Annotated in this window: 12 protein-coding genes; 8 read left to right on the forward strand and 4 right to left on the reverse strand. The window is 72.1% G+C overall.

Annotated elements, in window-relative coordinates:
- Positions 1 to 3 precede the first annotated feature (3 nt).
- Positions 4 to 894, reverse strand: coding sequence for a hypothetical protein (locus tag ACFU5F_RS24980; protein WP_383891250.1), 891 nt, complete (start codon positions 892 to 894; stop codon positions 4 to 6).
- Positions 891 to 1,493, reverse strand: a complete 603-nt coding sequence (locus ACFU5F_RS24985) for a SigE family RNA polymerase sigma factor (protein ID WP_383891252.1) — start codon at positions 1,491 to 1,493, stop codon at positions 891 to 893. Before ACFU5F_RS24985 ends, ACFU5F_RS24980 begins: the two co-directional genes overlap by 4 nt.
- Before the next feature lie 269 nt (positions 1,494 to 1,762).
- Here ACFU5F_RS24985 and ACFU5F_RS24990 point away from each other — a divergent pair, with 269 nt between their 5' ends.
- Positions 1,763 to 3,214 (forward strand): NCS2 family permease, encoded by a 1,452-nt coding sequence (locus tag ACFU5F_RS24990; RefSeq protein ID WP_383891255.1) that lies wholly within the window; start codon positions 1,763 to 1,765, stop codon positions 3,212 to 3,214.
- Between the two features lie 73 nt (positions 3,215 to 3,287).
- On the opposite strand, the gene ACFU5F_RS24995 is transcribed toward ACFU5F_RS24990, so the two are convergent.
- Together ACFU5F_RS24995 and ACFU5F_RS25000 are read right to left on the reverse strand one after the other, a co-directional pair.
- Complete coding sequence (locus tag ACFU5F_RS24995; protein ID WP_383891258.1) at positions 3,288 to 4,739, reverse strand: peptidoglycan D,D-transpeptidase FtsI family protein; 1,452 nt, start codon at positions 4,737 to 4,739, stop codon at positions 3,288 to 3,290.
- Positions 4,740 to 4,846: 107 nt separating this feature from the next.
- A complete protein-coding gene (locus ACFU5F_RS25000) occupies positions 4,847 to 5,620 on the reverse strand; it encodes an IclR family transcriptional regulator (protein WP_005477746.1) in 774 nt (257 codons plus the stop codon).
- Positions 5,621 to 5,767: 147 nt separating this feature from the next.
- Here ACFU5F_RS25000 and ACFU5F_RS25005 point away from each other — a divergent pair, with 147 nt between their 5' ends.
- The 7 genes from ACFU5F_RS25005 to ACFU5F_RS25035 all read left to right on the forward strand — a co-directional run bounded on the left by ACFU5F_RS25005 (position 5,768) and on the right by ACFU5F_RS25035 (position 12,443).
- Positions 5,768 to 7,297, forward strand: a complete 1,530-nt coding sequence (locus ACFU5F_RS25005; protein WP_383891261.1) for an aldehyde dehydrogenase (NADP(+)) — start codon at positions 5,768 to 5,770, stop codon at positions 7,295 to 7,297.
- A 127-nt stretch (positions 7,298 to 7,424) separates the two neighbouring features.
- The gene (locus ACFU5F_RS25010; RefSeq protein ID WP_383891264.1) at positions 7,425 to 8,033 is read left to right on the forward strand and encodes a DUF1349 domain-containing protein; all 609 of its coding nucleotides are present in this window, start codon (positions 7,425 to 7,427) and stop codon (positions 8,031 to 8,033) included.
- A 93-nt stretch (positions 8,034 to 8,126) separates the two neighbouring features.
- On the forward strand, positions 8,127 to 8,654 hold the full coding sequence (locus tag ACFU5F_RS25015; protein ID WP_383891267.1) for a GNAT family N-acetyltransferase: 528 nt from the start codon (positions 8,127 to 8,129) through the stop codon (positions 8,652 to 8,654).
- A 130-nt stretch (positions 8,655 to 8,784) separates the two neighbouring features.
- Positions 8,785 to 9,507, forward strand: coding sequence for a DsbA family oxidoreductase (locus tag ACFU5F_RS25020; RefSeq protein WP_383891270.1), 723 nt, complete (start codon positions 8,785 to 8,787; stop codon positions 9,505 to 9,507).
- A 104-nt stretch (positions 9,508 to 9,611) separates the two neighbouring features.
- A complete protein-coding gene (locus ACFU5F_RS25025) occupies positions 9,612 to 10,661 on the forward strand; it encodes an aminotransferase class V-fold PLP-dependent enzyme (RefSeq protein WP_383891272.1) in 1,050 nt (349 codons plus the stop codon).
- Between the two features lie 56 nt (positions 10,662 to 10,717).
- Positions 10,718 to 11,326 carry a sigma-70 family RNA polymerase sigma factor gene (locus ACFU5F_RS25030; protein WP_319363849.1) on the forward strand — a complete coding sequence of 203 codons (609 nt, stop codon included), beginning with the start codon at positions 10,718 to 10,720 and terminating at the stop codon, positions 11,324 to 11,326.
- A gap of 76 nt (positions 11,327 to 11,402) precedes the next feature.
- The gene (locus ACFU5F_RS25035) at positions 11,403 to 12,443 is read left to right on the forward strand and encodes a maleylpyruvate isomerase family mycothiol-dependent enzyme (protein ID WP_383891275.1); all 1,041 of its coding nucleotides are present in this window, start codon (positions 11,403 to 11,405) and stop codon (positions 12,441 to 12,443) included.
- The last annotated feature ends 35 nt before the right edge of the window (positions 12,444 to 12,478 follow it).

The following is a 12,478-nucleotide window of genomic DNA, read 5'->3' on the forward strand; positions in this document are numbered from 1 at the left end:
TTCCTACGACTCGTTCTCGTTCTCGTCCTTGTCCGAGGAGCCCTTGCCGTCATGGGCCTCGAAGTCGCCGGCCACCGCGAGGTCGTCGCCGCCCGCCTTCGCGGTCATCGCGTAGCGGTCGCCGCCCGCGTCCCGGCCGCCGCGCTCGTGGTTGTACTGCCCGGCGAAGACGAACTCGCCCGCGGGGACCGTCCGGCCGTCCTTGAGCACCCAGGTGTAGACCAGGAAGCCGTCGTCCGTGGCGACCGTCAGGTCGAAGTCCTGCTCCGGCAGCGAGCGCCAGGCACCCGCCGAGGTGACTCCACCGGTCCGGGCGATGCGCAACTGCACGGTCAGCTCGGTGAGCCGCTCGCTCGTCCTCAGTGTGAGATTGCTCTGCGCCCAGAAGTCGTTGCTGTGCGGGTCGACCGAGCCGTCCGACCAGAGCGGACCGTCCCGCTCGTCCCCCGAGGAGGGCAGCTTCGGCGCGGGCGTGCTCCTGGCGGACGGGCTCTGCGACGGGGTCGAGCGGGGCTTCGTCTCCTGCTCGCCGCCGCCGCCGTCGCTCGGGCTCGGACGATCCGGGGGGATCGGGGCCCGGCTGGTCGCGGCCGGGGAGTCGAGCGGGGTCGGGGAGACCACGACGGTCCCCCGGTCGGCGGGCGCCGTTTCTTCCCCCTTCACGGCGGAGGCGACCGCGTAGCCCCCGACGGCGAGCACGCTCGCGACACCGGCGGTGGCGGTGACCACCCGCACCCAGCCCCACAGCGGCGGCCGGGTCGCTTTGCGGCTGTGGCGCTCCGCGGGGGCCGCCATACCGCGTTCGATCCGGGCCAGGATGCGGGCGCGGTCGGGCTCGTGCGCCTCGGCCGACTCACGCAGCCGGGCGCGCAGGTCCTCGTGCACGTCCCTCATCGGTCCCTTCCTCCACTGCCCGGCGCGGCCGCACCGGTCACACTCGCGCCCCGCACGCCCCCGCCCGTGATGCCGGCGGGCATGCGCCGCGGCGCGTCCTCGGTGCCGAGCAGCTTCTGCAGCTCGGCCATCCCCTTGGACGTCTGGCTCTTCACGGTACCGACCGAGACACCGAGGGCCAGCGCCGTGTCCTTCTCCGAGAGGTCGAAAGCGTGCCGCAGGACCACGCACGCCCGCTTGCGGAACGGCAGTCTGCGCAGCGCCGACTGGACGTCGACCACACCGGGCACATCGGGGTTGTCGGACTTCTCCTCGCGCTGCGACCAGAACAGCGTGATCCGGCGGCGCTCACGGACCGCGCTGCGGATCCGGGTCCGGGCCAGATTGGCGACGACGCCACGGGCGTACGCCACCGGGTGGTCCGCCGCGCGGACCCGGTCCCAGCGGTGCCACATCGCGAGCAGCGCGTCCGCGGCCAGGTCGTCGGCCGCGTCCGCCTCACCCGTCAACAGGTGCGCGAGGCGGGAGAGTTCGGCGTAGTGCCGTTCGAAGAAGGCGTGGAACTCCACGGAGGCTGCGTCGTCGACGACAGTGCCCACGGGGACCTCTCTTCTCGCTGCGGCCACAGCGGACGAGGCGGCCGGCTGTGCGTGTCATGTGAACGGCATGTGATCGTCCGAGGTCGACCCCCGACGAGATCCGGAAGAGTAGCAGTGATCGTGAAAGGGGTTCGTACGCGGCTTCGAACGCCGTCTTGCAGGGAGAACTCCGTTTTCGTAACACGGAGAAAACCTGAATCAGGTTCAACGGGGGAACAATCCAGCCAGCATCCGCGCGTGGTCAACGCATGTCACTAGGAGCACCGTTCATGTCCGAGGCACAGAAGGCTGCCGACCGGCCCGCACCCGCACCGCCCGGGGCGAACAGCGTCGATCGCTTCTTCAAGATCAGCGCCCGGGGGTCCACCTTCGCCCGTGAGACACGCGGTGGACTCGCCACGTTCTTCACGATGGCATACATCCTTGTCCTGAATCCCATCATCCTCGGCAACGCCAAGGACAAGTACGGCCACACCCTCGACGGCGCCGAACTCGTCACCGCCACCGCCCTCGTGGCCGCGGTGATGACGGTCATCATGGGCGTCGGCGGCAACCTGCCGCTCGCCCTCGCCGCCGGCCTCGGGCTCAACGCGGTCGTCGCCTTCCAGATAGCCCCGCTGATGAGCTGGCCCGACGCGATGGGCCTGGTCGTCCTCGAAGGTCTGCTGATCTGCGTCCTGGTGGTCACGGGCCTGCGCGAGGCCGTCATGCACGCCATACCGCAACCGCTCAAGCAGGCGATCAGCGTCGGCATCGGCCTGTTCATCGCCTTCATCGGCTTCGTCGACGCCGGCTTCGTCACCCGCATCCCGGACATCGCGAACACCACCGTTCCGGTCCAGCTCGGCGCCGGCGGCGCGCTGTCCGGCTGGCCCATCCTGGTCTTCTGCGCCGGCGTCCTGCTGACCGTCGCGCTGCTCGCCCGCAGGGTGAAGGGTGCGATCCTCATCAGCATCCTGACGATGACGGTCGTTGCGATCGTGATCAACTCGGTGGCCGACATCAAGAGCTGGGGCCTCACCACCCCGAAGGTCCCGGACGACCTCGTCGCCGCCCCCGAGTTCGGACTGATCGGCGACTTCAGCCTGTTCGGCTCGTTCGGCGAGACCACCGTCATCACGGTCGTCCTGCTGATCTTCACCCTGCTGCTCTCGGACTTCTTCGACACCATGGGCACGGTCGTCGGCATCACCGCCGAGGCCGGCCTGCTGGACGAGGAGGGCAAGGTCCCGAACCTCGGCCGGGTCCTCCTCATCGACGGCGCGGCGGCCGTCGCGGGCGGCGCGGCCTCCTCGTCCTCCGCGACCTCCTACATCGAGTCCGCGGCCGGCGTCGGCGAGGGCGCCCGCACGGGCTTCTCCAACCTGGTCACCGGCGGCCTCTTCGCGGTGGCGCTCTTCCTGACCCCGCTGCTGACCATCGTCCCCATGCAGGCCGCCGCGCCCGCGCTCGTCGCCGTCGGTTTCCTGATGATGACCCAGGTCAAGCACATCGACTGGGACCGGTACGAGATCGCCATCCCGGCGTTCCTCACCATCGCGGTGATGCCGTTCACCTACTCCATCACCAACGGCATCGGCGCCGGCTTCCTCGCCTTCGTCCTCATCAAGGCGGTGCTGGGCAAGGCGAAGGAGATCCACTGGCTGCTGTGGGCCACCTCGGGGCTGTTCCTGGTCTACTTCGCGATCAACCCGATCCAGCAGCTGTTCGGCGTGAAGTGACACCGTTCGCACGCTGACGGCGAAGGGCCGCCCTCCGGGGGGAGTGAGGGCGGCCCTTCTTCTTCAGGTGGTCTCAGCCCTTCAGCGCCGCCTCCATCACGGCCTTGGCGACCGGCGCGGCCAACCCGTTGCCGCTGACCTCCGACCGCGCCGCGTTCGACTGCTCCACGACGACCGCGACGGCGACCTCCTTGCCGCCGGCCTTCCCGTACGACGTGAACCAGGCGTACGGCGTCTTGCTGTTGTTCTCGCCGTGCTGGGCCGTACCGGTCTTGCCGCCCACGGTCACCCCGCTGATCCGCGCGTTCGTGCCCGTGCCGTCCTCGACGACCGTCCGCATCGCCGACTGCAGCTGCTCCGCCGTACGGGCGCTCATGATCTCCTTCGAGCCGGCCTCGGCGTCGTAGTCCTCCAGGACGTCACCGCCCCCATCGGTGATCTGCGCCACCATGTGCGGCGCGACCAGCTTGCCGCCGTTCGCGATCGCCGCGGACACCATCGCCATCTGGAGCGGCGTCGCGGTGACGTCGTACTGACCGATGCCCGTCAGGGCCGTGGAGGACTCGTCCATGCCCGTCGGATAGACGCTCTCGTACGCCCGCACCGGCACGTCCTGTGCCTTGTCGTCGAAGCCGAACCTCTCCGCCATCGCCCGCACCTTGTCCTGGCCGAGGGAGACCGCCATCCTCGCGAAGACGTTGTTGCACGAGTACTGCAGCGCCGTACGGATCGTGGCGTTCTCGCAGGGCGCGCTCGGGTTCTCGTTCGACAGCCGCGTGGACGTGCCCGGCAGGGTGTAAGGGTCCGGGCTCACGGTCTTCGTGTCCACCGACGCGTACAGCCCGTCCTCCAGCGCGGCCGCCGCCACGACCAGCTTGAACGTCGACCCGGGCGGCAGCGGCCGGCGCAGCGCCCGGTTGGTGAGCGGCTTGTCCGGGTCGGCGTTCAGCTTCTTCCAGGCCGTGCCGGCGGTGTTCGCGTCGGTCAGCGAGGACGGGTCGTACGACGGGGTCGACACCACCGCGAGGATCTTCCCGGTCGCCGGGTCGATCGCGACGGCCGCGCCCTTCTTGTCGCCGAGCGCGTCGTACGCCGCCTTCTGCACGGCCGGATCGATCGTGGTGATCACATTGCCCGGTTCGGCCCGCTGCCCGGTGACCGTGTCCATCACGTTCTTCAGCCGCAGGTCGCTGCCGTCGAGCAGGTCCTGGTAGACGCCCTCCAGCTGCGTCGGCGCATAGGCCTGCGAGGCATAGCCCGTGACCGCCGCGTACAGCTCACCGTCGGTGTACGTGCGCTTGTACGCGAGGTCGCTGCCCTTGGTGCGGGCCGAGCCGGTGATCGCGTCGCCGGCCACGATGATGTTCCCCAGCGGGTCCGCGTACGTCCGGATCGCGTTGCGCCGGTTGTCCGGGGCGTCGGCGAGGGCCGTGCCCTCGTAGAACTGCACCCAGGTCGCCCGCACCAGCAGGGCGAGCACGAGCAGCAGGATGGAGACGGCGGTGAGCCTGATCGTCTTGTTCATGGCACCCGGAAGGACGAGCGGGAACCGACCGCTCGTTCCCCTCGCCCGGCTTTCTCATGGGGTCTTCATGTGGCCGGGGTTGCCAACGGGCCGTTCCGCGAGACGGGTCAGAGTCTGCGCGTCGCCAACGTCAGCCGGTCGCGCGCGTCGAAGAGGGCGTCCTTGACCAGCTGCTCGTGGGCGGGTGTCAGCCGGGCCACCGGGACCGAGCAGCTGATGGCGTCACGGGCCGGCGTGCGGTACGGGATCGCCACGCCGAAGCAGCGCAGCCCGAGGGTGTTCTCCTCGCGGTCCACCGAGAAGCCCTGGTCGCGGATCTGGCGCAACTCCTCGATGAGCCGCTCCCGGTCCGTGATCGTGTGCTCGGTCAGCGCGGGAAGGGTCTCCGGGAGCATCTTGCGGACCTGCTCGTCGGTGTGGGTGGCCAGCAGCGCCTTGCCGAGCGAGGTCGAGTGCGCGGGCAGCCGGCGGCCGACCCGGGTGAAGGGACGCAGATAGTGCTGCGACTGCCGGGTGGCCAGATAGACGACGTTCGTGCCGTCGAGGCGGGCCAGGTGGATCGTCTCCGTGGTGTCGTCCGACAGGCGGTCCAGCGTCGGCCGGGCCAGCGCCACCACCTCGTCGCCGTCGATGTACGACGTGCCCACGAGCAGCGCCCGTACCCCGATGCCGTAGCGCGTGCCCGTCGCGTCCGTCTCGACCCAGCCCAGCTCCACGAGGGTGCGGAGCAACATGTAGAGACTGGACTTGGGGTAACCGACGGCTTCCTGCACGGCTGCCAGGGAGTGCATTCCGGGGCGCCCGGCGAAGTATTCGAGCAGCTCAACGGTCCTCACCGCCGATTTGACCTGTGCTCCGCCGCCCGTCTCGACTGCCGACATCGCCCTTGACCCCTTCGTTGGACGGGAAATAGTCTCCGATACCGAGTATTCATCATCAGAGACAGCGTTCAGCATATCGAACGACCCTGGTGAATGACCCAGAAATACCTCTGGGAATTGACCCAGATATACGTGGAGGAACCCGCGGTGGCAGCAGCACCAGTCTGGAGTGTCGACCCCCGAACCGGGAAGCAGCGCGAGCAGGTTGCGGTGGAGGCCACAGCCCAGGAGGTGGATGCCGCCGTCCGCGCGGCGCACGCCGCCCGCGCCTCCCTGGCCGACCGCACGGTCCGCGCGGCCTTCCTGCGCTCCGCCGCCGACCAGCTCCAGGCGGCCAAGGACCAGCTCGTGGAGGTCGCCGACGCGGAGACCGCGCTCGGCCCGGTCCGGCTCACCGGCGAACTCGCCCGCACCTGCTACCAGCTGCGGGCCTTCGCCGACATCGTGGACGAGGGTGCCTTCCTCGACGTGGTGATCAACCACCCCGACGACACCGCCACCCCGCCCATCCCGGACCTGCGCCGCTACAAGGTCCCCCTGGGCGTCGTGGCCGTCTACTCGGCCTCCAACTTTCCCTTCGCGTTCTCCGTCCCCGGCGGCGACACCGCGAGCGCGCTGGCGGCCGGCTGCCCGGTCGTCGTCAAGGCCCACCCCGACCACCCGGCACTGTCCGAGCTGGTCGCGATCGTGCTGCGCCGGGCCGCCGCCGAGCACGGCATCCCCGAGGGCGTCCTCGGCCTCGTGCACGGCTTCGAGGCGGGCGTCGAACTGGTCAAGCACCCGCTCGTCACCGCCGCCGGTTTCACCGGTTCGGTACGCGGCGGCCGGGCCCTCTTCGACGCGGCGGCCGCGCGCCCCGTGCCGATCCCGTTCCACGGCGAACTGGGCTCCCTGAACCCCGTGCTCGTCACCGAGGCAGCCGCCGCCGAGCGCGCCGAGGCGATCGGCACCGGACTCGCCGGGTCGATGACCCTCGGCGTCGGCCAGTTCTGCGTGAAGCCCGGCCTGGTGCTGGCGCCCGCCGGTGACGCCGGTGACCGTCTGCTCAAGTCGCTCACCGACGCGGTCAGCGACGTCGGTTCCGGGGTTCTGCTGGACCACCGGATGCGCGACAACTTCCTCGCGGGTGTCGCCGAGCGCGCCGAACTGCCCGACGTGGAGTCGCCGGTGACGGCCGGCGCGGGCGGCGACCACACCGTCAGCCCCGGTTTCCTGACCGTCCCCGCGGCGAAGCTGGCGGCCGAGGGCGAGCACGACCTGCTCCTGGAGGAGTGCTTCGGGCCGCTCACGGTCGTGGCGCGCTACGAGGACGAGGACGAGGCCAAGTCGGTCCTCTCCCGGCTGCCGGGCAACCTCACCGCGACGGTGCACGTGTCGGGTGAGGAGGCGGCCGAGGGCGGACGCGGCCCGGAGCTGCTGGCCGAGCTGACGCCGCTGGCCGGGCGTGTGCTCGTCAACGGCTGGCCGACGGGTGTGGCCGTGGCGGCGGCCCAGCACCACGGGGGGCCCTACCCGGCCACGACGTCGACGTCCACGTCGGTGGGTGGCACGGCCATCGAGCGGTGGCTGCGGCCGGTGGCCTACCAGGGGGCGCCCTCGGCGCTGCTTCCGCTGGAGCTTCGGGACGAGAACCCGCTGGGTCTGCCGCGGCGGTTCAACGGGGTGCTTGAGCGTTAGTCCCGTGCGGTAGCGCCCCAGGGGTTCGGTTCGGTCCCGGACTGCGCGAGCGTCGTGACTGCTCGCGCAGTTCCCCGCGCCCATGGAGGCGCGTGACAGCAGGCCGGGAGCTGTAAGAATCCCCCCCATGGACGTCGAGATTCCCGAACTCCCCTTCTCCCTTCGTACGTACGGCCCCGACGGGCACTGGTCCTACGAGGACGGGGTGCTCACCGGGTGGGCCGGCGCCCGGCAGGACCGGTTCGTACCGCCCACCGGTGACGGGCTGGAGCCCGCCTCGGACGCGCCCAGGCTGCTGGGGGCGCCGGAAGGGGACTTCCAGCTGATCGCACGCGTCACCGTCGGCTTCGGCGCGGGGTTCGACGCGGGCGTGCTGTACGTGCACGTGGGGCAGCGCACCTGGGCGAAGCTCTGCCTGGAGTACTCGCCCGATGTGCCGACCGTGTGCACGGTGGTCACGCGGGGTCACTCGGACGACGCCAACTCCTTCACCGTGGACGGAAGTTCGGTGTGGCTGCGGATCAGCCGCACCGGCCGTGCCTTCGCCTTCCACGCCTCGCGCGACGGCAAGCGGTGGACCTTCGTCCGCCTCTTCACGCTCGCCGACGCGTACGAGAGCGGTGCCGCCCTGGTGGGGTTCATGACCCAGTCCCCGATGGGCGAGGGCTGCGTCGTCACCTATGACGAGATCGAGTTCCGTCCCAACTGGCCGGAGGACCTGAGGAACGGCAGCTGAGGCGCGTCCGTGCCGTCCTGCGGGGTGCGGGGTGCGGGGTGCGGGGTGCGGGGTGCGGGGAACCGTGTCGCCTCGCCGCGCGTCCTCCCTCGCATGATCAAGGACCGTGTGACCCGCGTCACCGGAGCGCGCGTGATCAGGACCGCGCTCCCCGCCGAGGCCCCGGCCGTCACCGCCCTGCACGCCCGGGCCCGCGCCACGTACTACCCGGACGGCGTCCCCGCGGACGGCCCCGACTGGCCGGCCGCCTGGCGGGACGCCATCGAACGCCCCGACCGCCATGTCCTGTGCGCCGCGGAAGGCGGCCGCATCACCGCCGTCGCGTCCTTCCGCACGGAGCGCGACGCCCCCGCCGGCACCGTCCACCTCGCCCAGTTCCACGTCGACCCAGGCCACTGGCGCCGCGGCACCGGCCGGGCCCTGCACGCGGCCTGCGTGGAGGCGTGGCGGGCGGACGGCATGCACACGGCCGGCCTCTCCGTCCACGTCGACAACCTCCGGGCGCGGGCCTTCTACGCCCGCCTGGGCTGGATCCCGGACCCACGGCACCCGCCCGCCGCCGGCGACCACCACGTCCTGCTCTCCTACGCGGTGACCGGAGACGAGTCCGGCCGGGAGTGAGCGAGGCCGGGAGGGAACGGACGCGGCCGGGAATGAGTGCGGCCGGGAATGAGCCAGGCTGCTTGAACGTTCATCGACCGTAGAAGCGGAGGCCGACTCCGTCCCCGTACGACCTGGAGAGAGCTGAACCATGCGCGTCGAGATCTGGAGCGACATCGCCTGCCCCTGGTGCTACGTGGGCAAGGCCCGCTTCGAGAAGGCGCTCGCCGCCTTCCCGCACCGCGACGGCGTCGAGGTGGTGCACCGCTCCTTCGAGCTCGACCCCGGCCGCGCCAAGGACGACATCCAGCCGGTCCTCACCATGCTGAGCAAGAAGTACGGGATGAGCGAGGCGCAGGCCCGGGCCGGCGAGCACAACCTCCGCGAGCAGGCCGGCGCCGAGGGGCTCGCCTACCGGGCCGAGGGCCGCGACCACGGCAACACCTTCGACATGCACCGCCTGCTGCACCTCGCCAAGGAGGAGGGGCGCCAGAGCGAGCTCCTCCAGGCGTTCTACCGGGCGAACTTCGCCGAGGAGCGGTCCGTGTACGCCGACGCGGACGAGTACCTGGTCGAACTGGCCGTGGCGGCCGGGCTGGAGGAGGGCGCGGTCCGCGGGGTGCTCGCCGACTCCGACGCGTACGCCGACGCCGTCCGCGCCGACGAGCGCGAGGCGGCGGAGCTGGGGGCGAACGGGGTGCCGTTCTTCGTCCTGGACCGCACGTACGGGGTCTCCGGCGCCCAGTCCGCCGAGGTGTTCGAGCGGGCGCTCACGCAGGCGTGGGGCGACCGGCCGGCGCCCCTGAAGGTCGTCGCGGCCGGGGGCGCGGAGGCCTGCGGACCGGACGGGTGCGCCGTGCCGCAGCAGCCGTAGGAGGCGAACGGCGCAGGTCAGTGGCCATTCATAAGCATCGCTTGGGGAAAGCGCGCAGAACATCTCCATGGACGTGGGATACGTGCGAGCCCCACAGTGGAGCCATGGAGACCTTCGAGAGCCTCGTCAGGACCGAGTTCGCCCCGAAGAACACCTATCTGAACACCGCCAGTACGGGACTGCTGCCGGCCCGCACGGTCGCCGCGATGAAGGACGGCGTGGAGTCGGTCGCGGCCGGCCGCCCGCAGGACATGTTCGCCGACGTGGAGGCCGCGCGGGCGGCGTTCGGGCGGATCGTCGGGGTGCCGGACGGCCGGGTGGCGGCCGGTGCCTCGGTCGCCGTCTACAGCGGACTGGTCGCCGCCTCCCTGCCCGAGGGCGCCGAGGTGCTGACCGCCGAGGGTGACTTCACCTCCCTCGTGAACCCCTTCCACGTGCGCGGCGACCTCAAGGTGCGCCAGGTGCCGCTGGAGCGCGTCGCCGAGTCGGTGCGCCCCGGCACCGCGCTCGTCGCGGTGAGCGCCGCCCAGTCCGCCGACGGCCGGATCGCCGACCTGGACGCGATCCGCGAGGCCGCGCGGGCGCACGGGGCGCGGACGTACGTCGACGCGTCGCAGTCCGCCGGCTGGCTGCCGGTCGAGGCCGACGCGTACGACTACGTCGTCGCGGTCGCCTTCAAATGGCTCGTCTGCCCGCGCGGAGTGACCTTCCTCGTCGTCCCGGAGGACCTCGGCGGCCTCACCCCCCTCTTCGCCGGCTGGGTCGCGGGACAGGAACCGTGGGACAGCTGCTACGGCCCGGTGGAGGAACTCGCCCGCTCCGCCCGCCGGTTCGACGAGAGCCCCAGCCTCTTCTCGTACGCCGGCGCCCGCCGGTCCCTGGCGCTGATCGAGGAGTTGGGCGTGGCGAGGGTCCGGGACCACGACCTGGCGCTGGCCGACCGGTTCCGCGCGGGCCTCGCCCGCCTCGGCCGGGAGCCGGTTCCGGCGCCCGGATCGGCGATCGTCTCGGTGCCCGGACTCGGCCACCTGCAGGCGGAGCTGAGCCGGGCGGGGGTCGAGGTCTCCGACCGCGCCGGCCATCTGCGGGCCGCCTTCCATCTGTACAACACGCCCGCGGATGTCGACCGCCTGCTGGACGTCCTGTCCGGCTGACTTGACCGGACCCACTGGCGCGGGACCGGGCGGGGACGCTAGGAAGGCATCACGAGGTGGTGGTGCCGGTGGAGCCGACGCTCGAACAGCCGTCCATCGATGTGGAGTTGCATCGGCGGCTGGTGTACGGGGACGAGTCCGCGCTGCGCGAGGCGTACGCGGCGTACGGGGGACTCGTCCGGCGGGTGGCCGTCCGGGTCACCCGCAGCCCGGCGGCCGCCGAGGACGTGGCGCAGGAGGTCTTCGCCCAGCTGTGGAGCAGACCGTACGGCTTCGACGCGCGCCGGGGCTCGCTGCGCACCTGGCTCTCCATGGTCGCCCACCGGCGGGCCGTGGACTGGGTGCGCAGCGAGGCCCGGCACCGCAAGGACGCCCGTGCGGACGACTCCGAGCTGCACGCCATCCCTGACGCCGGGCCGGGCCCGGACGAGGCGGTCGTCGACCGCGAGCGCTCCCTGCTGCTGCACACCGCCCTCGCCGGACTGCCCCGCCCCCAGCGGGAGGTGGTCCACCTCGCCTACTTCGCGGGCCGCACCTACCGCCAGGCAGCCGTCGAACTGGGCATACCCGAGGGCACCGCGAAGACACGGCTGCGCTCCGCCCTGCGCACCCTGGCCCGGTCCCTCGCGGACCCGCCGGACCCGGCGGCGGTGAGGGGCGCGTGATGGGGGCGTACACGACCGCCGGGACCGCGCCGGGCGTGCGTATCGTGGACGCGGCAGGGCGAAAGGGCGGCGCGCGATGACCAACGACCACGACGGCGTACGGGAGCTGCTGGCCGCCTGGGCGGTCGGCGCGCTGCCCGCCGCCGACCGGCGGACGGTCCCCCTGCACCTGGCCGGCTGCGAGTCGTGCGCGGCGGAGGCCGAACGGCTCCGCGACACCGTACGCCTGCTGAACGGCGCGCCGGGCACCCCGGCGGACGGCGCCGGTGCCCGGCCGCCCGAGGCCGCGCGCGAGAACGTCGACGGCGTCCTCGCGCTCGCCCTGCGCTCCCGCCGCCCCCGCGCCGCCGAACTCGCCCACCATGCCGCCCCCTACGCCGCCGCCGTGGCCGGACTCCAGGCCCTGGTACCGGAACTGGACGGCCGCTGGAGCACACCGGTCGTGCACGACTGGGACGCGCACGCCACCGTCGCGCACCTCGTCGCCGCCGACGAGCACCTCGCCGTACGCCTCGGCCTGGACACCCCGCTGCCCGCCTCGCACATCCCGGAGGGGACGCCCCCGGCCGACGCCTGGGCGCGGCGCACCGCCGACGTCATCGCCCACGAGCACGGGCGCGCACCGGGGGAGACGGTCGCCGCCTGGGCGGCGCAGGCCGCCGCCCTGCTGGCCACTCCTGAGGCCGCCGACCCCGAACTCGCCGCCCGCCCCGTCACGGTGATGGGCCTGCGGCTGCCGGTCGCCGACCATTTCCTGGTCCGCGCCTTCGAGGCGTGGATCCACACCGACGACATCGGCCGCGCGCTCGGCCTCCCCGTTCCCCCGCCCCCGGACGAACACCTCTGGTTGCTGGTCCGCCTGGCCGTCCGCATCCTCGGCCTGGCCCTGTACGACGCCGCCCCCGTCCGCCTCGAGGTCACCGGCCCCACCGGCACCAGCTGGATCCTCGGTGACGACAGCGGTCCCGTCCGGGCCGCGCTCACCCTGGACCCGGTGGACTTCTGCCTGCTGGTCGGCGGCCGCCACGCCCCGGGTGACGTCCCGCGGGACGTCACGGGCGACGAGACCGCCGCCAGGAACGTGCTGGAGAGGGCGGCGTCACTGGCCTGGCTGTGAACGCGCGAAAGGGCCGGGCGGCCGCTCGGGGGCAG

The sequence above is a fragment of the Streptomyces sp. NPDC057438 genome (genome assembly GCF_042802995.1).
Classification (GTDB): Bacteria; Actinomycetota; Actinomycetes; order Streptomycetales; family Streptomycetaceae; genus Streptomyces.

What these genes read in the sequence shown, in the direction of transcription:
- ACFU5F_RS24980 (WP_383891250.1), bottom strand. Translation starts at nt 894, where the DNA reads ATGAGGGACGTGCACGAGGACCTGCGCGCCCGGCTGCGTGAGTCGGCC.
- ACFU5F_RS24995 (WP_383891258.1), bottom strand. Translation starts at nt 4,739, where the DNA reads ATGAACAAGACGATCAGGCTCACCGCCGTCTCCATCCTGCTGCTCGTG.
- ACFU5F_RS25025 (WP_383891272.1), top strand. Translation starts at nt 9,612, where the DNA reads ATGGAGACCTTCGAGAGCCTCGTCAGGACCGAGTTCGCCCCGAAGAAC.
- ACFU5F_RS25010 (WP_383891264.1), top strand. Translation starts at nt 7,425, where the DNA reads ATGGACGTCGAGATTCCCGAACTCCCCTTCTCCCTTCGTACGTACGGC.
- ACFU5F_RS25015 (WP_383891267.1), top strand. Translation starts at nt 8,127, where the DNA reads ATGATCAAGGACCGTGTGACCCGCGTCACCGGAGCGCGCGTGATCAGG.
- ACFU5F_RS25020 (WP_383891270.1), top strand. Translation starts at nt 8,785, where the DNA reads ATGCGCGTCGAGATCTGGAGCGACATCGCCTGCCCCTGGTGCTACGTG.
- ACFU5F_RS24990 (WP_383891255.1), top strand. Translation starts at nt 1,763, where the DNA reads ATGTCCGAGGCACAGAAGGCTGCCGACCGGCCCGCACCCGCACCGCCC.
- ACFU5F_RS25000 (WP_005477746.1), bottom strand. Translation starts at nt 5,620, where the DNA reads ATGTCGGCAGTCGAGACGGGCGGCGGAGCACAGGTCAAATCGGCGGTG.
- ACFU5F_RS25035 (WP_383891275.1), top strand. Translation starts at nt 11,403, where the DNA reads ATGACCAACGACCACGACGGCGTACGGGAGCTGCTGGCCGCCTGGGCG.